The organism is Cryobacterium sp. TS_SC_7 (assembly GCF_056156285.1).
This window is the reverse complement of sequence record NZ_CM149589.1, coordinates 1,147,872-1,166,101: the sequence shown is the minus strand read 5'-3', so window position 1 is coordinate 1,166,101 and position 18,230 is coordinate 1,147,872. Positions and strand designations below refer to the sequence as shown.

16 protein-coding genes are annotated in these 18,230 nt (G+C 68.7%); 8 read left to right on the top strand and 8 right to left on the bottom strand.

Annotated elements, in window-relative coordinates:
- The first annotated feature begins 1 nt into the window (after position 1).
- From AC0J5J_RS05430 to AC0J5J_RS05415, 4 genes are all read left to right on the top strand, one after another.
- Positions 2–2,083: a glycosyl hydrolase gene (locus AC0J5J_RS05430; protein ID WP_474899899.1), complete on the top strand. Its 2,082-nt coding sequence runs from the start codon at positions 2–4 to the stop codon at positions 2,081–2,083.
- Positions 2,084–2,368: 285 nt separating this feature from the next.
- Positions 2,369–3,637 (top strand): quaternary amine ABC transporter ATP-binding protein, encoded by a 1,269-nt coding sequence (locus AC0J5J_RS05425; RefSeq protein WP_241972771.1) that lies wholly within the window; start codon positions 2,369–2,371, stop codon positions 3,635–3,637.
- Positions 3,634–4,521, top strand: a complete 888-nt coding sequence (locus AC0J5J_RS05420; protein ID WP_474899898.1) for an ABC transporter permease — start codon at positions 3,634–3,636, stop codon at positions 4,519–4,521. Before AC0J5J_RS05425 ends, AC0J5J_RS05420 begins: the two co-directional genes overlap by 4 nt.
- Before the next feature lie 84 nt (positions 4,522–4,605).
- Positions 4,606–5,502, top strand: a complete 897-nt coding sequence (locus AC0J5J_RS05415) for a glycine betaine ABC transporter substrate-binding protein (protein WP_134424948.1) — start codon at positions 4,606–4,608, stop codon at positions 5,500–5,502.
- Between the two features lie 107 nt (positions 5,503–5,609).
- On the opposite strand, the gene AC0J5J_RS05410 is transcribed toward AC0J5J_RS05415, so the two are convergent.
- From AC0J5J_RS05410 to AC0J5J_RS05385, 6 genes are all read right to left on the bottom strand, one after another.
- Complete coding sequence (locus AC0J5J_RS05410) at positions 5,610–6,071, bottom strand: flavodoxin family protein (RefSeq protein ID WP_134424947.1); 462 nt, start codon at positions 6,069–6,071, stop codon at positions 5,610–5,612.
- 71 nt (positions 6,072–6,142) lie between these two features.
- Positions 6,143–6,934, bottom strand: coding sequence for an alpha/beta hydrolase (locus tag AC0J5J_RS05405; protein WP_134425031.1), 792 nt, complete (start codon positions 6,932–6,934; stop codon positions 6,143–6,145).
- Between the two features lie 119 nt (positions 6,935–7,053).
- On the bottom strand, positions 7,054–7,647 hold the full coding sequence (locus AC0J5J_RS05400; protein WP_474899897.1) for a CbiQ family ECF transporter T component: 594 nt from the start codon (positions 7,645–7,647) through the stop codon (positions 7,054–7,056).
- Between the two features lie 10 nt (positions 7,648–7,657).
- Positions 7,658–8,338 (bottom strand): energy-coupling factor ABC transporter ATP-binding protein, encoded by a 681-nt coding sequence (locus tag AC0J5J_RS05395; RefSeq protein ID WP_474899896.1) that lies wholly within the window; start codon positions 8,336–8,338, stop codon positions 7,658–7,660.
- Positions 8,335–8,991: a biotin transporter BioY gene (locus AC0J5J_RS05390; RefSeq protein WP_474899895.1), complete on the bottom strand. Its 657-nt coding sequence runs from the start codon at positions 8,989–8,991 to the stop codon at positions 8,335–8,337. The genes AC0J5J_RS05395 and AC0J5J_RS05390 overlap by 4 nt, the downstream gene beginning before the upstream one ends.
- A 67-nt stretch (positions 8,992–9,058) precedes the next feature.
- Positions 9,059–9,727 (bottom strand): YdeI/OmpD-associated family protein, encoded by a 669-nt coding sequence (locus tag AC0J5J_RS05385; RefSeq protein WP_474899894.1) that lies wholly within the window; start codon positions 9,725–9,727, stop codon positions 9,059–9,061.
- A gap of 449 nt (positions 9,728–10,176) precedes the next feature.
- Between AC0J5J_RS05385 and AC0J5J_RS05380 the strand changes: the two genes are divergently transcribed.
- Entirely contained in the window at positions 10,177–11,658 is a 1,482-nt protein-coding gene (locus AC0J5J_RS05380) for a DUF222 domain-containing protein (protein WP_474899893.1), read from the top strand.
- Positions 11,659–11,949: 291 nt separating this feature from the next.
- Here the strand turns inward: AC0J5J_RS05380 and AC0J5J_RS05375 are convergent, their stop codons facing one another.
- On the bottom strand, positions 11,950–12,345 hold the full coding sequence (locus tag AC0J5J_RS05375; RefSeq protein WP_474899892.1) for a hypothetical protein: 396 nt from the start codon (positions 12,343–12,345) through the stop codon (positions 11,950–11,952).
- 92 nt (positions 12,346–12,437) lie between these two features.
- Positions 12,438–12,626, bottom strand: coding sequence for a hypothetical protein (locus AC0J5J_RS05370; RefSeq protein ID WP_134424940.1), 189 nt, complete (start codon positions 12,624–12,626; stop codon positions 12,438–12,440).
- Positions 12,627–12,734: 108 nt separating this feature from the next.
- Between AC0J5J_RS05370 and AC0J5J_RS05365 the strand changes: the two genes are divergently transcribed.
- Genes AC0J5J_RS05365 through AC0J5J_RS05355 form a run of 3 tightly spaced genes read left to right on the top strand, consistent with a single transcriptional unit; the run spans position 12,735 to position 18,201 of the window.
- Positions 12,735–13,352, top strand: a complete 618-nt coding sequence (locus tag AC0J5J_RS05365; RefSeq protein WP_241972769.1) for a TetR/AcrR family transcriptional regulator — start codon at positions 12,735–12,737, stop codon at positions 13,350–13,352.
- Positions 13,353–13,357: 5 nt separating this feature from the next.
- Positions 13,358–16,288: an MMPL family transporter gene (locus AC0J5J_RS05360; protein ID WP_474899891.1), complete on the top strand. Its 2,931-nt coding sequence runs from the start codon at positions 13,358–13,360 to the stop codon at positions 16,286–16,288.
- A complete protein-coding gene (locus tag AC0J5J_RS05355) occupies positions 16,285–18,201 on the top strand; it encodes a YhgE/Pip family protein (protein WP_474899890.1) in 1,917 nt (638 codons plus the stop codon). The genes AC0J5J_RS05360 and AC0J5J_RS05355 overlap by 4 nt, the downstream gene beginning before the upstream one ends.
- Positions 18,202–18,230 lie beyond the last annotated feature (29 nt).

The window sequence follows — 18,230 nt, the reverse complement described above, 5'->3', positions numbered from 1 at the left end:
GATGCATCGTCTCAGCCGTCGGGCGACCACCCTGCTGACGGCGCTGCTGGTGAGTGTGCTGCTGCTGACCGGTTGTGAACCGGCGGCGGGCCCGTCTGGCCCGCCGCCCGGTGCCCGCACGTCGAACGCGGAGGGCAGTGGTGCGGAGGCGGGCAGCACGGAGGTTGTGAGCAGCGACGCGGCAATCGGGCCACTCGTCGGCGCCGTACCGCAGCGCACGCTGAAGCCGCTGCCTGCTGCCCGCCTGGCACCGGGGCTGATCCCACCGACGAACCGCTGGTTCTCGGGCCTCGTCTACGGGCAGCCGTCGATGCCCGTCTTCCCGCTGCCATTGTCGTTCCGGCTGGATGCGGGCGGATTCGCGTTCGGTGTGCCGACCGTCACAACATCCGCCAAGCTGATCGCGGGCGGCTTCACCGGGCACATTGCTGCGGACCTGGGTGCCGACACGCAGACCGTGACCGCCTATGACGAGGCGTCTGTCACCATCACGGCCCGCCGAAACGGCACAGACCTCGGGCGCACCGTGATCGCCCGGGGCTCGCCTTTCGTCACCTTCACGGCGGAGCAGCCCACTGTCGTCTCGTTGGGAACCTCGTTCGCCGCCGCCGCCGGGGCGGGCCGCGCGTGGACCGCGACGATCGCCGGCAGCACCTACGGACTGGTCAGCGGGGGAGTGCTGGATCCGGCGGGAACCGCGCTCACTCTGCAAACCGATCAGGTTGCTACCTGGTTTGCGCTCGCCGAGGGTGGGGCGCTCGCCGACTTCGTCGCCGCGGCCGGGCATCCGATCACCGCCACGGATGTCGCCTACGAGCTCGCCGATGGCCGGGCCCGCACCCGGCTCTCCTACCAAACCCCGGACGGCGGCGACACGCTCGCGGTAGCCATGCCGCACCAGTCCGGGCAGTCCGCGAGCCGGTGCGACTCGGGAACGTACCCCAGCATCTTCGGCGAACTGCGCGTCTGCGCCGGTGCCAACCTGGACTGGTCGGTCGACGAGGTGACGCCGAAGGGATCACTCGACCTCTCGGGCGTCGACGAGACCTGGCGGGTTCGCCTGGCCAAGCAGGTGGAGGAGGACATCGCGGCATCGCCCGGCCTCGCCGCCGACACCTACTTCGGTGGAAAGTCCCTGTTCCGGGCCGCCAATCTGCTCAGTATCGCCGAGCAGGTCGGGGCCGACGACGCCGCCGCCGAGATCCGCGGCCGACTCGTCGACGCCCTCACCGAATGGACCGAGCCGGGCGGATGCCTCCAGCGCGACCAGCGCTGTTTCGTCTACGACCCCGAGGCATCCGGCGTTGTGGGGCTGACGCCCTCCTTCGGATCCGATGAGTTCAACGACCACCATTTCCACTACGGATACTTCCTCTACGCCGCGGGGGTCGTGGCTGCCGGCGACCCCGCGCTGGCCGAGCGCTGGGCGCCGGTGCTCAACCTGCTTGCAGCCGACGTGGCCACCAGCGCGCCGAGCCGCTACTTCCCCGTGCGCCGCGTCTTCGACGCCTACTCCGGCCACTCCTGGGCGGGCGGAACTGCCCCGTTCGGCGACGGCAACAACCAGGAATCAAGTTCAGAGGCCGTGACCGCGTGGAACGGCCTGGCCCTCTGGGCCGCGGCGAGCAACCAGCCCGGCCTCGCGGCCGACGCCGGGTGGATGCTGTCGGCCGAGGCTGCATCCGCCCGCGCCTACTGGACCGACTTCCCTCTCGACCCGGTCAGTCAGAGTGCCTTCGAACACACCATCACCTCGTTGGTCTGGGGTGGCAAACGCGACTACGCCACCTGGTTCAGTGCCGAGCCGAGCGCCATGCTGGGCATCGTGGTGCTGCCGATGAGCCCGGTTGCCGACTATCTGGGCGTCGATCCGGCCCGGGTGCGGGTCAACCTGGCCGACTCGGCACCCGATGGCTACGACGTGCTTTTCGGGGACTATCTGCTGATGTACTCGGTGCTGGCCGGGCCGGAATCCGCTGCCGCGGCCCTCGACCTCGCCATTGCGCTGCCCGATGAGCGCATCGATGACGGCAACAGCCGGTCCTACCTGCTGGCGTGGATTCTGGCGCACCAGAAGCCCTGACATCGAAGATTCTTCGACGCAAAAGCCCCCTGTGTTACCGTTGGAGCTGGTCTTACGACCCTTCACCAGGACGCGAATGTGCAGCCGACGACCCTATCGGGACCGGCCGCCTCGTATGGTGAGGCCCTGACGGAAGCGATCCCAATGATCGCCCCAGCCCACGCTGTCCATCGCGTCGAGGCCGGTCACGGCCTACCCGTCCGACACAGCGTGCATCCGTTTCGTCGGCCGTGATTCGGCCCCGCCCGGTGTGCACCGGGAGAATCCGTGACCGAAACTATTGCCGTGAAGGCAGATCGACTGTACAAAGCGTTCGGGCGTCGCCCGCACGAGGTCGTCAAGAAACTGAAGGCTGGGGCAAGCCGCGACGCGGTGTCCTCGCTGGGTACCGCCGCCGTCATCGACGCCTCCTTCGAGGTGCGCCGCGGCGAGATCTTCGTCGTGATGGGACTGTCCGGTTCGGGCAAATCCACCCTGATCCGCATGCTCAACGGGCTCCTGGACGCCACGTCCGGCACCGTGACCGTGGCAGGCCAGTCGATCACCGGCATCTCCGCAGCAGCGCTGCGTGAGGTGCGCCGCAAGAACATCTCCATGGTCTTCCAGCATTTCGCGCTGCTGCCGCACCGCACGGTGATCGACAACGTCGCCTACGGTCTCGAGGTGCAGGGGATCGGCCGGGAGGAGCGACTGGCCAGGGCGCGCACGATCATCCGCCTGGTGGGGCTCGACGGCTGGGCTGACAGCCTGCCCTCGGAGCTGTCCGGCGGAATGCAGCAGCGCGTCGGCCTCGGCCGAGCCCTTGCCGCCGACACCGACGTTCTCCTGATGGACGAGGCCTTCTCCGCCCTCGACCCGCTGATCCGCCGCGAAATGCAGGAACAGCTGATCGAGCTGCAGGCTGAGCTGGGCAAGACCATCATCTTCATCACCCACGACCTCAACGAGGCCATGTTCCTCGGCGACCGCATCGCCGTCATGCGCGACGGCAGGATCGTGCAGATCGGCACGCCCGAGGAGATCCTGACCGACCCGGCCAACGACTACGTCGCCCAGTTCGTGCAGGATGTCGACCGCGCCCGGGTGCTGACCGCGGCCAGCGTGATGGAGCCTGTTCGGTCCGTTGTGACGATCACCGGCGGCCCCCGTGCGGCGCTTCGCACCATGCGAGACCTGCAGACATCCGCCACGTTCGTGCTGAACCGCGACCGCAGCTTCGCGGGCGTGGTTCGTGACCGCGACGTGCTGGGGCAGGTCAAGGCCGGTGAGACCGACCTCCGCGCCATCGTGCGCACGGATGCGATCTCCGTCAGCCCGGACACCCCTCTGGTCGACCTGGTCGAACCGTCGGTCGGCAGCGACCTGGCCATCGCCGTGGTCGATGAGAAGAACCGGCTGCTCGGCGTCATCCCGCGGGTGACCCTGCTGGCCGCACTCGGCAACGTGAGCACGAACACGGGCGACCTGCCCGTGATCGAGCCCCCGGCGACGATCTCCATCAGCGTGATCACCGAGACACTCCGAGACACCGCTCTGGAAGGAGCCGACCTGTGAACGACTTCCGACTTCCCCTGGGCACCCTCGTCGAGGGGTTCATCGACTACGTCACCGAGACCTTCGGTTTCTTCTTCGGCTTCATCAAGGTGGTCTTCGACGGCGCGTACGAGTTCGTCGACCTGCTGCTGGTCTCGCCGCCCTTCTGGGTGATCGTGCTGCTCGCGGCGGGGCTGGCCCTGGCCACCCGCGGCTGGAGGTTCATGGCCGGCTCCATCGTGGGACTGCTCGTGATCGTGGGCGTCGACCAGTGGGAGAACGCGATGGACACCCTCGCTCTCGTGCTCGTCGCCAGCCTGCTCGCGATCGCGTTCAGCGTGCCGCTCGGCATCCTGGCTGCGAAGTCCAGCGTGGCGTCGGGCATCATCCGCCCGATCCTCGATTTCATGCAGACCATGCCGGCCTTCGTCTACCTGATTCCCGCGCTGATTCTGTTCCGCGTGGGCGTCGTGCCCGGCATCGTGGCCACGATCATCTTCGCGATGGCTCCCGGTGTGCGCTTGACTGAGCTGGGCATCCGCGGTGTCGACCACGAGGTCGTCGAGGCCGGAGCGGCCTTCGGCGCCTCGCCGTGGCGCATCCTGCGCCAGATCCAGTTGCCGTTGGCGATGCCCACCATCATGGCCGGCGTCAACCAGGTCATCATGCTCTCGCTGTCGATGGTCGTCATCGCGGGCATGGTCGGCGCCGGCGGCCTGGGCGCCCAGGTGGTCGCCAGCCTGAACCGCATCGACGTGTCGCTCGGTTTCGAAGCCGGTCTGGCCGTCGTGATCCTCGCCATCTTCCTCGACCGCCTCACGGCGGCGCTGGGCACCGGCGACACTCCGGTCGGCCGCATCCTGACGGCCCGCAAGCGCCGCGCCCAGCAGGCGCTGGCCGCCTGAACCGCACCCACACACTGACCTGCCGAATCACCTGATTCTCTGCTTGACCCCGGTCGCCCGCGAGGGTGACACGAAAGGAAATACATGAAGAACCGATCACTGTCCCTCATCGCCCTCGGAGCTGTCGGGCTCCTCGCTCTCAGCGGCTGCGCCTCCGCCGAGGCCGCCGTCGTCGGCGACGGCAACAAGGACCAGAAAGACATCACCATCGCTGTGTTCAACGGCTGGGACGAGGGCGTCGCGGTCTCCGAACTGTGGAAGGCCATCCTCGACGAAAAGGGCTACAACGCCGAGTTGGAATACGCCGACGTCGCCCCCGTCTACTCGGGCCTCTCCAGCGGCGACTACGACCTGAATATGGATGTCTGGATGCCGGAGACCCACGCCGCCTACGTGAAGGAGTACGGCGATGACATCGTCGACCTCGGCGCGTGGAACGAGGAATCCCGGTTGACCATCGCGGTCAACGAGGATGCCCCGATCGACTCCCTCGCCGACCTCGCCGCCAACGCGGACAAGTTCAACAACACCATCGTCGGCATCGAGCCCGGCGCCGGACTGACCCTGGCCACCACCGACCGGGTCATCCCCACCTACGGCCTCGAGGACATGGAATACCTGACCTCCTCGACCGCCGCCATGCTCACCGAGCTGACCGCCGCCACGAAGGCCGGAGAGAACATCGTCGTCACCCTGTGGGAACCGCACTGGGCCTACGGCTCCCTGCCGATCAAGACGCTCGAAGACCCTGAGGGCACCCTCGACAACACCGAGGCCCTGCACAGCTACGCGAAGGCCGACTTCGCGAAGGACTTCCCGCAGGCCACCGAGTGGATCAAGGGATTCGAGATGGACCTCGACAAGCTGTACACGCTCGAGAAGGCCATGTTCGTCGACTACGACGGCCAGGACTATGAGCCGATCGTGGCGAAGTGGATCTCCGAGAACCAGGAGTACGTGGACTCGCTGACCAGCAAGTAACACGGCAACCCGCGCTCCGTATGAGCCGGATCAGAAGGGCTCAGGTCACCACGACCTGGGTCCTTCTCTCTTTTTCCGGTCGATGACAGTTACCGGGACGTTGTCTGTCACCGACGCAGAGCGGATGCGATCAGGCCGGCCCAGGCTGCGACCCGGGTGTCCTCGCCCGGCGCCAGGGCACCGGCGCGTTTGTCGACCTTGAACCCCGTCGGTGGCGCCACGACATGGGCTCCGGCCTTCTCCAGCGCGCGGGACATACGGCCTGCAGAATTGCCGTGAAGCGACCGGCGCGCCCGGGTGTCGAAGGCGGCGGCCCGAACGCCCCTCAGCGTGCCGGGGCGGAGTTGGGCGAGGAAGGCCTGCAGTCGGGGCGGGGAGCGCCAGCCGGCGACCGGGCTGCCGACCACGAGCAGCTTCACGCCGGTCAGACTGTCTGGGCCCAACCCCGCGACCGGAACCGCGCTCGTGCCCTCGCCGAGTTCGACGGCAACGGTCTCGGCAACGGACTCTGTGGTGCTGGACAGCACAGCGGTGTCGGAGTTCACATCAAAGATGACCAGGATGCTCACGCCGTCCTCCACTGATCGGGTGCTGACCGGTTCAGTGTGCTCCGCCACCGCGGGCCGGGCAAGGCCGTCGGCTACGGGGTGCGCTCCGTCAGGAATTCCGCGAGTTCGCGGCTGATTTCGGCGGCCACGACATCCGTCGACGCGGTGGCCACGCCGTCACCGTTCTCCACGCCGTAGTCGCCGAACCGTGCGTGGTTGGCGCCCTCGATTTCGACGAAACGGGTGTCCGAGGGGAGAAGGTCGGCGCTGTCGGCGATATCTTCCGGGGTGCTCAGTCCGTCGGCGCTGCCGCTGATGCTGAGCACCCTCAGGTCGGAGCGTTGCGGTGGGGCCGCGCAGTAGCTGCCGAACAGCACCAGCCCGGCGACCGCGGGGTCGTCCGCCAGCATGCAGGCCCGCACGCCGCCGATCGAGTGGCCGCCCACGAACCAGGTCGAGACGTCGGGGACGGCGCCGGTGAAGGTGGACAGCGGGCGCTGGTCCAGGATGGCGAGGTTGAGCACCGGCTTGGCGATCGCGACGGTCACCCCGGTGCGTTCGACCGTGCCGGCAAGCTTGTAGAGGTAGGCGTAGGGGTCGACGCGAGCGCCGGGAATGAAGACCAGCCCGGTGTCTTCGGCCCCGACCGTGTCGTCGACGGGCGCGAGGATGACGGCCGTGGGCGTGTCGGTGACGCTCACGTTCGGGTTGGCGAACACCTGATCGGCCGCAGCCCGGTCGGCGACGCGCACCGTGTTCGCCCAGGCCAGGAACACGATCACGACGAGCGCGAACGCGGTCAGGCTCCACCAACCGCCGGCACGGATGCCGCGTTGCAGCCGCCCGGGGCGCCGCGCCGGGGGGAGGGTGGCCGGTCGGTTCATCGGGCTGACGTTCATCGCACTGCGCTCTTCAGGTTCGTGGTCGGTGCGGCCGAATCTGCCGCTCTCCTCCAACCTAGCCCGTGGACGGAATTCAGTCGTCCCTAGCCCGTGGACGGAATTCAGTCGTCGAGGCCGCGGGCGGCCAGGGCCTCGCCGATCGCATCCGCCGCGTAGAGCGAGCGGACGACCACCGGCACCGCCAGGGCGAGCAGGGACCCCTGGGTGCCTCGTGCCCGGCGCGCCTCGATGACCTCGGCCACGATCTCGGCGACGAGGGGGATGCAGCGCAGGGTGAGGGCGAGGAGCAGGCCGACGCGGTCGGCGTCGACCCAGCGCCGCAGCGGCCGGAGCAGCTTCTGGAATCCCTCGAGCACGGCGGTGACCGTGGTCGTCAACGTGAACAGTGCCGCCAGAGCCACGGCGATCAGGAGCCGACCCGCCATCAGGCCGGCCGTGGTCCAGCCGGCGAACAACGCCTGCAGCGGCACAGCGATCACCAGGATCCACAGGGTCGGCCCGATCTGCTTCCAGGCCGCGCGGAGGGGAACGCGCGCCACCAGGAACAGTGCCCCAACAAAGACCAGGCACAGGCCGAGCTGCCAGAGCTCGCCCACCAGCCCGACTCCCAGCACCGCGAGGGAGAGCAGCACGAGCTTGAGCAGCATCGGCGCACGGTGCACCAGCGAGTGGCCGGGGTAGTAGAGACCGATCATGCGGGCCCGTTCATGCCAGCAGCTGACGGTAGGCGCCGAGCGCGGCATCCGGTGCATCGTCGGCAACCACCCGGCCGTCCTCGATCACGATCACCCGGTCGAAGTCGGCGAGCAGGTCGAGCTGGTGGGTGACCACGATGACCTGCTGGCTCAGGCCGAGCAGGAGTTCGGTGATGCGCCGGGCGTTGCGGGCGTCGAGCAGCGTGGTCGGTTCGTCGGCCACCACGATTGCCGGCTCCGCCACGAGCACCGCCGCCAGGGCAAGCAGCTGCTTCTGGCCGCCCGACAGCCGGTGGGCCGGATGGTCGGCGTGCTGGTCGAGCCCGAAACGCTCGAGCGCGGCCTGGGTGCGGGTCGCGATCTCGAGCGGAGTGAGCCCTCGCCGGCGCAGAGTGAAGGCCACGTCTTCGGCGACGGTGGGCATCACGATCTGATTGTCCGGGTTGGTGAAGATGAACCCGACCTGCCGGCGCACCGCCTTGGTGTGCCGGGCCACGTCGAGGCCGCCGACGGTCACGGTGCCCGTGTCGGGCGTGATCAGGCCGTTGATCAGGCGCACCAGGGTGGACTTGCCCGAGCCGTTCGCCCCGACGATGCCGATGCGCTGTTCGGTGAGACTCAGACGGATGCCTCGCAGCACCATCCGTTCGCCGAAGGCATGCGAGACGTCATCGAAGTCGATCGTGCTCATGGCGTGGTGGTGACTGCTCCGGCGGTCGCGTCGACGGGGGCGGCGCCGGCCGTGCGACGTCGGGTGGGGATCAGTCCCGGGTAGGCCTTGTGCACCTGCCGTGCCACCAGCACGGTCACGACCACCTTGACCAGGTCGCCGGGCAGGAACTTGGCGGCGTCGACGAGCGCGACCCAGATCGGCAGACCCAGATTGATCGCGGTGAAGGGCACACCGATCAGGTAGATCACGACGACGCCGCCGAGGGCGGTGGCGCAAAGCGCCGCCCAGAGCCGGTACCGGGGGAGGAGCCGCCCGGTCAGGTATCCGATGACCAGGGCGCCGAGCAGCCAGCCGTAGAGGTAGCCGGCGGACGGCGAGGTGGTGAACCAGACAATGCCGCCCCGCCCTCCGGACAGCAGGGGCAGACCCGCCGCAGCGAGGGCGAGCAGAAGCAGCACGGCGAAGAAACCCTTGCGCGCCCCGAGTACGGCACCGGCCAGCATCACCCCGAGGGTCTGGAAGGTGATCGGCACGGCGACGGCCCCGATGCTCAGGGCGCCGGGCAGGCCGAGCGCGGCGATGAGGGCGGCGAAGATGGCGATCTGCGCCAAGTCTCGAACGCTCAGGATGCGGGGGGCGGGGGTGCGGGCAGGGTGGGTGCTGGCAGTCATGTCCTTCAATCTAGGATTCGGCGGCACCCCGATCCCGAAGAAGACCTACAAAGAATGCTGCTGAACTCTATAGCGGCCCGTCTCCATCTCCGTCTCCGTCCCCGTTCCCATTCCCATTCCCGCCCTCGGCCGAGGTCGGGGTGGCCGCTGGGCGGGGTTTCTGCGGGTAGAGCGTCTCCCCGCGCGCAAGCATGTCGATGTAGGTCGTAATCTTCGCGGCGCGAGTCTCCGGCCGTTTCACACTGCCGAGGCGGAACAGGATCGCGAACCGGTTCTGGGCTGTGAGCGTCCGGAAGAATTCTGCGGTAGCCGGGTTGGCATCGAGGGCGGCCTGGAGGTCATCGGGAACGGGACTCTCCTTCTGGCTGTATGCCGCCTCCCAGCGGCCGTCGGCCTTCGCGCGGTCGACCTCCGCCAACCCGGCCGGCTGCATCCGCCCTTCGGCGATGAGGGTCAGGGCCGAATCCCGGTTGCGCTGGGACCACAGGCTCCGGGCCCGCCGGGGGGTGAATCCCTGCAGGAAGTAGTCGGCGTCGAGGGCGCCCGACTGCCCGTCGATCCAGCCGAAGCACAGTGCCACTTCGAGCGCCTCCGGATAGGTGATCCCCGGCGCGGATGAGTTCTTCTTGCGCAGCTGCAACCGGATGCCGTCGTGCCTGAGATTACTTTCCAGCCACGCCGCCCACTCCGCCGTGGTGGCGAACAGCAGTACTGGTTTGTCGGAATGGGCGACCATGGCGCCCATAGTAGGGGTCCTCGCCGCCGGGGCAACCGCCGCCCTGCGCCGCCGCGGGGGTTCGCAGCCTTCGACGGCCCTCCTCCGGTGGTCGAGCTTGTCGAGACCCGGCGGCCCTCCTTCGGTGGTCGAGCTTGTCGAGACCCGGCGGCCCTCCTTCGGTGGTCGAGCTTGTCGAGACCTGGCGGCCCTCCTTCGGTGGTCGAGCTTGTCGAGACCTGGCGGCCCGCCTTCGGTGGTCGAGCTTGTCGAGACCCGGCGGCCCTCCTTCGGTGGTCGAGCTTGTCGAGACCCGGCGGCCCTCCTTCGGTGGTCGAGCTTGTCGAGACCTCGCGGCCCGCCTTCGGTGGTCGAGCTTGTCGAGACCTCGTAGAACACGACTTCTACATTCGTTCAAATTTTGGTGATAGACTCTCGACTACACCTACTAGTTCTGGTATTCTCGACACATGACCACCACCGCAGATGATCTCAGAACGGCAACGGATGCCGTCGCCCGCCTGGGCTCCTCCTGCGCCGACTACGAGGCTCTTCCCGATGCCGAGGTGCTGGCCGGCCAGAAGCAGATCGCAGCCGCCCGGCGGCTCCTCGACACCCGGTCGGCGTGGATGGCGGCAACCATCGCCCGTCGCTCGCGACCCGAGCTCGGGCACTCCGGACTGGCCGCGCAGCAGGGGTTCCTCTCGCCCGAGGCACTCATCCAGACGGTGACCGGGTCGACGAAGAACGACGCCTTCAAGCTCGTCGCGGTCGGCACGATGATGGCCGATGCTGAGGCGGCGGAGAAACTGGTCGAGGCTGCCGTGGAATCATCCGATGTGGATGCCGCCGCGGTCGCTTCTTTCGCCGCGAAGGTGCCGTGGCAGGCGCCGATCGCCCACGCCGTCACCGACGGCACCCTCTCGGTCGATGCGGCCGAGTCGATCCGTACCGGCCTCGGCGAGATCGATGCCGCGGTCACCGCCGAGAGGCTCGGCACCGCCCTCGAGTCCCTCCTCATTGAGGCCGCGTCACTGAATGTCGATCAGGTCTTCAAACTCGCCCGGCGGATGCGCGACCAGCTCGACGAAGCCGGCATCGCCGCCCGGGAGAAGCAGGCGCACGACGATCGGTTCCTGCGGGTCTACCGGCTCGGCAACGGCAAGGTTCGCCTGAATGGGCTCTTCGCCCCGGAAGACGGCGAATTCGTGCTCTCGACTTTCGACTCCGTGACCAGCCCTCGCCGTGGCGGGGTGCGTTTCGTCGACAAGGACAAGGCCGCGTGGGCGAAACGTGTGCAGGACGACCCCCGCAGCACGGAGCAGATCGCCGCCGACGCCCTCGTGCAGTTGCTGAAGATCGCCGGCGAAGCCGACCAGGGCCGCGTCTTCGGCGGCCGCCGCCCCGCGGTGCGGGTCATCGTCACCGAGAAGGCCGTGAAGGAGGGCCAGCCGGCCCCCGGCCAGGCCGCCCAGGGTGGCCCGGTTCCCGCCGCAGCCACCGAAACCCGCGAAGCCGCCGCCCACGGGCAGATCGAAGGCAACCCCGTGCCGATATCACAGGAGACCATCGACCGGCTGCTCTGCGATACCGGAACCCGCGGCATCCAGGTTGACGACACCGGGCAGATCATCAACGTCGGACGTGACCAACGTCTCTTCACCGAAGCGCAACGGGCGGCGATGGGTGTGCGCGACGGAGGCTGCCGGTGGGTGGATTGCGATCGATCACCCGCGTGGTCTGAGGCACACCACATCAACGGATGGCTCGCGGACAACGGCTACACTGACCTTGCCGACGGGGTGCTGCTCTGCCATCCGCACCACCTGTTGCTGCATAACCAGCACTGGAGCATCATTCGCACCGGGACGGAATATTGGCTTCGGCCACCCGTCGACGTCGACCCGGAACAAACGCTGATCGCACTGCCGAGCAAACGGGCCACTCTGTAGGCGTGGCCCGTGGCCCCGGGTCTCGACAGGCTCGACCACCGTCGCGGGAGCCTCTGGAGGGTGGGTCCCCGGGTCTCGACAGGCCCCGGGTCTCGACAGGCTCGACCGCCGTTGTGGGAGTCTCTGGAGGGCGGGTTGCCGGGTCTCGACAGGCTCGACCACCGGGTCTCGACAGGCTCGACCACCGTCGTGGGAGCCTCGGGCGGGTGGCTCGCCGGGTCTCGACAGGCTCGATCACCGGGGAGGCGAACCTCGGGCGGGTGGCTCGCCGGGTTGAGGGACTGGCAGAGGTCAGGCGACGAGCCGGGCGTGGTCCTTCGAAGAATCGGCGGAGAAGCGCGGCAGCGTGACTGCAGGCATGACGCTCTCCGGTTCGGCCCACACCGAGATGGGGGCCGGAGTGAAGGGCAGGGACGTGGGTTCGGCGACGACCTCGCCGCGCAGCACAGAGGTTTCGGCGCGCAGCACTGCTGCCAGAGACGACGCGATCTGGTGCGCCTTGAGACCGTGGAAGATCACGTCCGTGTCGTCGGCGCTGCGGGGAACGAGGGTCCATTGACCCTGCGTGCCGACCAGTCGGGCGATCTGGGTGTGCAGGAGCTCAAAGACCTGAGCATCGCTGAGCTCGGGAACAGGCGGGGGAGTGACCGGTGCGACCGGTACGACGCGACGTCGACGACCAAACATCCGGAGCCCCTTTCGGCAATCGTGCCCGTGAACTTCCCAGTGTGTCGCTGCCCGAGCATCGAACCCGGCTGACACGCCGGGCGAGAGTCGAGTTAGGTCTCGATCTGACGGTCGTCGGCATCCTGAATGACCGTTCCGATGGCGACGGCGGCGCTGAGCATCCAGCCGATCCACATCAACGCCAGGCGCCAGTCACGGGGACCGGTCCGTGTGGCGTGCAGGATGTTCCATCCACCGGCGAGAACGCCGATCATTGCGCTGCTGAAAACGAACTTTCGCATGTAGACCTCCGGTGCCTACGCTAACCCGGATAGCGCCTGGCTGCGTATTCCCCGACAATCTGACCGATCGGACAGGCTCTGACCGATCGGTCAGCTAGCGTTTGCCGGGTGACTTCTGACGCATCCGTGCCCCCACCCGCGAACGCCCGTCCGAGTGCCAGCGTCGAACTGCGGGCCACGGCGCTGGAACAGTTCGCCTCGGTCGGCTTCGCCGGAACCTCGTTGCAGCAGATCGCCGACGCGGCGGGCTACTCGAAGTCGAGCGTGCTCTACCACTTCGCCTCCAAGGAAGCCCTGCTCGAAGAGGTTCTGACCCCGGCCATCGACCGGCTCGAGGCCATTCTCGAGGTCTTCCTGGCCACAGCGGAAACCGTCGAGAGCCGACGACGATTCGTCAACGACTTCATCGACTTCATCCTCGAATTCCGACTCGAGCTGCACACGTTCATCAATCAGTCCCAGTCGCTGCGCGGCATTCCCGTCATCGACCGGGCGGGGGTGCTGATCGTACGTCTGTCCGACACGCTCTGCCACGGCGAGGCCAGCACGGAGGACCGCATCCGTTTCGGTATCGCCCTCGGCGGCGCCGCATACACACTCGTCGCCGGAATGACGTTCCTCGGCCAGGAGATCGCACCGGCCGACGAAATTCGACCTGCCCTGCTGGTCGTCGTCACCGAATTGCTTGCCCCCGTCACCGTTCGCACCACCCCGTCCCGGAAGTAGCACCCATGGCAACCCTCCTCTACCGAATCGGCCACTTCGCCTACCGCCGCGCGGGCCTGGTGATCGGCATCTGGGCGCTACTGCTGGTCGGGATCCTCGGCGTCGGGGTCGCGCTCGGCGGCCAGACCCAGGAGTCCTACGCGATTCCCGGCACGGAATCACAGGACTCCATCGACAAGCTCGGGGAGGTGTTCCCCCAGGCGGCGGGCGCTGCGGTGCAGGTCGTCTACACGGCGCCGGACGGGGCATCCGTCAACGACGAGCCCTACCGCACGGCCATCGTCGACATGGCCGCCGAGCTGGCGGATGTTGCCGGCGTCGACTCGGTGCTGACACCCTTCGACGAATACGCCTCAGGCGCCATCTCAGACGACACGGAGAGCGCGTTCAGCCAGGTGCAGCTGTCGGGCCTGTCGACCGACGTCACCGCGGAGACCCTCGACGATGTGACCGGGACCCGGGAGATCGCCGAGGGCGCGGGCCTGAAGGTCGCCTTCGGCGGCCAGGTGTTCGCGGACAACACCTTCGGCATCACCGTTTCCGAGGTGCTCGGCCTGATTTTCGCCGGCGTGGTTCTGCTGATCACCTTCGGCTCGCTCATGTCCGCCGGGATGCCGCTGCTGATGGCCCTGATCGGGGTGGGGGTCGCCATCGGCGGCATCACCGTGATCTCCGCCTTCGTGCCCGTCTCCAGCACGGCGCCCATGCTCGCCCTGATGCTCGGCCTCGCCGTCGGCATCGACTACGCGCTCTTCATCCTGTCGCGGCACCGAACGCAGCTCGCCAACGGCGTCGAACCGCACGACTCGGCGGCCACGGCCGTGGCCACCGCGGGCAGCGCCGTCGTCTTCGCCGGGATCACCGTGATCATCGCCCTGCTCGGGCTGCTCGTGGTCGGAATCCCGTTCCTCAGCGTGATGGGGCTCGGGGCCGCCTTCGCCGTGCTGATCTCGATCTTCGTGGCCGTCACACTACTCCCCGCCGTTCTCGGACTGGCCAAGGGGCGCCTCACCCCCAAGGCGGGCAGTCGCGCGCACCGCCGCGCCACCCGACCGGACACCGGCCGGCCCACGCTCGGCCACCGCTGGGTGAATCTTGTACTCCGGGCGCCGATCGTGGCCGTTCTCCTGGTGGTGGGAGTGCTCGGCACTCTGGCGATCCCGGCGCTCAGCCTCGACCTGAACCTGCCCGACGGGGCGTCCGAGCCGGCCGGGTCGACGCAGCGGGAGGCGTTCACCATGCTCGAAGAGGGCTTCGGGCCTGGGTACAACGGTCCGCTCATCGTCGTCGTCGACATCACCCAGACAACGGATATCTTCGCCGACCTCGACACCATCGGCGCGGAACTGCGAACCCTTCCCGACGTCGCGTTCGTCGGCAAGGGAACACCGAACCCGACCGTCGACACCGCCATCATCCAGGTCATGCCGGAAAGCGCGCCGAATGCGCCCGAGACCAAGGCTCTCGTGCAAGCCATCCGAGATCTCGCACCCTCGATCGACGACGACCTGGGCACCCCCATAGCCGTGACCGGCGCGACCGCGGTGGGGATCGACATCTCCAACCGACTCAGCAACGCGCTCGTGCCATTCGCGCTGATCGTGGTGGGGCTCTCGATCATCCTGCTGACCATGGTGTTCCGCTCGATCTTCGTGCCGATCAAGGCAGCCCTCGGCTTCCTTTTGTCGGTGGCCGCATCGATCGGCGCGACCGTGATGATCTTCCAGTGGGGCTGGTTCTCCGACCTGCTCGGGGTCGAGACCCCCGGGCCGATCCTGAGCTTCCTGCCCATCCTGCTGATGGCCGTTCTCTTCGGCCTCGCGATGGACTACGAGGTGTTCCTCGTCTCCGGCATGCGGGAGGAGTTCGTGAAGACCGGCCTAGCCCGCGAATCCATCGTGCACGGGTTCTCCCACGCCGCCCGGGTGGTGACGGCCGCGGCCCTGATCATGTTCTTCGTCTTCTTCGCCTTCGTGCCCGAGGGCACCGGGGCGATCAAGGGCATCGCATTCGCCCTCGCCGTCGGAGTCTTCCTCGACGCGTTCCTGGTGCGGATGACGCTGGTCCCGGCCGCAATGGCTCTCGCCGGCGACGCCGCCTGGTGGTTGCCGCGATGGCTCTCCCGCATCCTGCCCAACGTCGACATCGAGGGTGAGGGTCTGCGCCAGCACCTGGCCGACAAGGAGTGGGCCACCGGCCAGACGCACGCCATCACGGCCGAGGGCACCGTCTTCGGTCTGCCGGAGAGCCCGTTCGGCCCGCTCGACCTCGCCATCGATTCCGGCACGGTCGTCCTGATGACCGGCTCCGCCACGCACCGCCGCGTCATCGCCGCCACACTGGCCGGCCGGCTCGACCCGGTGTTCGGCCGCCTCCAGGTGCAGGGTGCACCGCTGCCGTCCGAACGCGCTCGCGCCCTCCGGATGGTGGCGCTCGCCGACGTGGGCGATAGCCGGGACAACGGCCTGACCGTGGGGGAGTTGCTGGCCGAACGGCTGGACCTGGCGCATCCGTGGTACCGGGCTGCGTCCCGTCGTTCCTTGCTCTCCGGGTGGGTCGGGCACCTGAATGTGGCGGTCGGCAGCGGCCGGGCCGCTCCGGCGACCAGCCCGATCCGGTCCGGCACGACCGTGTCGTCGCTCTCCGCCCTCGATCGCGCCGCCGTGCTCGTGGCTGCGGCGCTCACCGAGAACCCGGGCGTCGTCATCGTCGACCTGGGCGAGGGGTTGCCCGTCGACCCGTCGGGGCGCGACCTCGTGCAGGTGCTGGCGACCCTCGCCCCGGCATCGACCACCCTGATCCTCGGCGCAGCGTCCTTCCCGGATACCGCACCGGTCTACCGCGGTGACCGGCCCGTGCAGACCCTCCACCTCGACTCCCGTGACCGACGCTCCCTCGACGGAGCCCCTTCTGACCGAAAGGCCCTGCAGCGATGAGCACCAGGCTCGAGAAACTCTTCAGCCGCACTCCCGGGGAGCGCCGATGGGCCTTCGGGGCTCTCCTGGCCGGTCTGATCGTGGTGCCGCTCGCGGTGGCCGGCCTCTTCGCCGGCGCCTTGGCGACCGCTGACCAGCGTGTGGACACCCTGCCGGCGATCGTCGTCAACAACGACGAAATCGTCACCACAACCCTCCCCGACGGCACCGAGCAACCGGTGCTCGCCGGGCGACTGCTGGTGACCGAGCTCACCAAGCCGTCCGGTGACGGATCTGAGGCCACCGGTTTCGACTGGACGATCTCCAACTCCACGGATGCCGCGGCCGCCCTGGCCTCCGGCGAGGCCTACGCCGTTCTCACGATCCCGGCAGACTTCTCCTCATCGGTGACCTCGCTGGGCGGCGCCGCGCCCGTGCAGGCGGATCTGGACATCCGCACGGATGACGCGCACTCGTTCCTGGCCGGATCGGTGGCGCAGTCGGTGGGCACGGCCATGTCGGGTGTCTTCGGCCGTGAGATCACGTCGCAGTACCTCAACGGGCTGTACACGAACCTGGCCGTGCTGGGGGAGTCCCTGACCCAGGCGGCGGATGGCGCCGCTCAGGTTTCGACCGGGGTCTCCGGCGTGGCCACCGGACTGGATTCGCTGGCCGGCGGCACGGCCGCCGCGGCCACCGGGGCCTCGACGGCCGCGACCGGCGCCGCCACATTCTCCTCCGGCGTGACCGAGTACACGCAGGGCGTCACGGGCCTCAGCGACGGCCTGACCCAGCTGAACACGGGTGCGGCCGGGCTGGCCCCGCTCGCCACCGGTCTGCCGGCCTACGCCGCCGGGGTGCAGAAAAGCGCCGACGGGTTCCGGCAGCTCAACGCCGCCATGCAGAACGACCCCCGGGTCGCCGATTACGCGCTGACCCTGCTTGAGATCCAGGGGGGACTGGACGCCCTCGCGGCGCAGAGCCCCGGCATCAGCCAGGCCGGTCCCGGCATCCAGGGCGTGCTCGACGGCGTGTCTCAGAGCGCGACCGGTGCGAGCCTGCTCGCGGCCGGCGGCGGCGAGCTGCGCGGCGGGGCCGGCGACCTCGCCACCGGGGTCGCGGGAATCTCCACCGGTCTCTCGCAGCTGGCCACCGGGACAACGGATGCCGCCGCGGGCGCCCGCCAGCTCGAAACGGGTGCGGCCGACCTGGCCAGCGGTCTGCAGGAGGGCGCCGACGGTGCGGCCCCGCTCACCGACACCGACCCGGCCCTGACCTCGGCGGTGGTCTCCGAACCCGTGGGCATCAGCGCGGAGCGTGACAACGCGTTCGCGTCGATCGGCCCGGTGATCGGGATGGTCTTCGTGCCGATCGGGCTCTGGATCGGTGCACTGGCCATCTTCCTGGTCATGAAGCCGCTGTCCGCCATCGCCCTGGCATCGACCGCGTCCACTGGCGGCCTCGTAGTGCGCAGTCTCGGTCGCGCGTTCGGAATCGCCGCCGCCCAGGCCGCGGTCGTGGTCCTGCTGCTGCACAGCACCCTGGGGGTGGCGTGGTCGCTGCTGCCGGCCACGCTGGCCTTCGCGGTGTTCCTCGCCTTCGTGTTCGCGGCGGTGCACCACTTCCTCACGGCCGCCTTCGGCCGGGTCGGCATCGTGGTCTCCCTGGTGCTACTCGCATTGCAGCTCACGGCGGTGGGCGGGCTCTACCCGATCGAGCTGGTGTCCGCGCCGTTCCAGCTGATCAGCCCGTACCTGCCGCTGACCTGGGCCGTGGAGGGCATGCAGGCCATCGTCTCCGGCAGCGCAGGCGGCGCCGGAGGGCCCGCGGCCATCCTGGTGATCTTCGCGCTGGTGAGCGTGCTCGCCTCCTACGCGACCGTCGCGAGGCGGCGCGGCGCCCGCTCCTTCGGGCTGGCGCAGGTGCGCGGCTGAGTGCTGCGCCCCGAACGCCTCACCCCGAC

Excerpts from the sequence above, each read along its gene's own strand:
- AC0J5J_RS05430 (WP_474899899.1), top strand. The coding sequence starts at position 2 with ATGCATCGTCTCAGCCGTCGGGCGACCACCCTGCTGACGGCGCTGCTG.
- AC0J5J_RS05415 (WP_134424948.1), top strand. The coding sequence starts at position 4,606 with ATGAAGAACCGATCACTGTCCCTCATCGCCCTCGGAGCTGTCGGGCTC.
- AC0J5J_RS05405 (WP_134425031.1), bottom strand. The coding sequence starts at position 6,934 with ATGAACCGACCGGCCACCCTCCCCCCGGCGCGGCGCCCCGGGCGGCTG.
- AC0J5J_RS05400 (WP_474899897.1), bottom strand. The coding sequence starts at position 7,647 with ATGATCGGTCTCTACTACCCCGGCCACTCGCTGGTGCACCGTGCGCCG.
- AC0J5J_RS05395 (WP_474899896.1), bottom strand. The coding sequence starts at position 8,338 with ATGAGCACGATCGACTTCGATGACGTCTCGCATGCCTTCGGCGAACGG.
- AC0J5J_RS05390 (WP_474899895.1), bottom strand. The coding sequence starts at position 8,991 with ATGACTGCCAGCACCCACCCTGCCCGCACCCCCGCCCCCCGCATCCTG.
- AC0J5J_RS05385 (WP_474899894.1), bottom strand. The coding sequence starts at position 9,727 with ATGGTCGCCCATTCCGACAAACCAGTACTGCTGTTCGCCACCACGGCG.
- AC0J5J_RS05380 (WP_474899893.1), top strand. The coding sequence starts at position 10,177 with ATGACCACCACCGCAGATGATCTCAGAACGGCAACGGATGCCGTCGCC.
- AC0J5J_RS05375 (WP_474899892.1), bottom strand. The coding sequence starts at position 12,345 with ATGTTTGGTCGTCGACGTCGCGTCGTACCGGTCGCACCGGTCACTCCC.
- AC0J5J_RS05370 (WP_134424940.1), bottom strand. The coding sequence starts at position 12,626 with ATGCGAAAGTTCGTTTTCAGCAGCGCAATGATCGGCGTTCTCGCCGGT.
- AC0J5J_RS05360 (WP_474899891.1), top strand. The coding sequence starts at position 13,358 with ATGGCAACCCTCCTCTACCGAATCGGCCACTTCGCCTACCGCCGCGCG.
- AC0J5J_RS05355 (WP_474899890.1), top strand. The coding sequence starts at position 16,285 with ATGAGCACCAGGCTCGAGAAACTCTTCAGCCGCACTCCCGGGGAGCGC.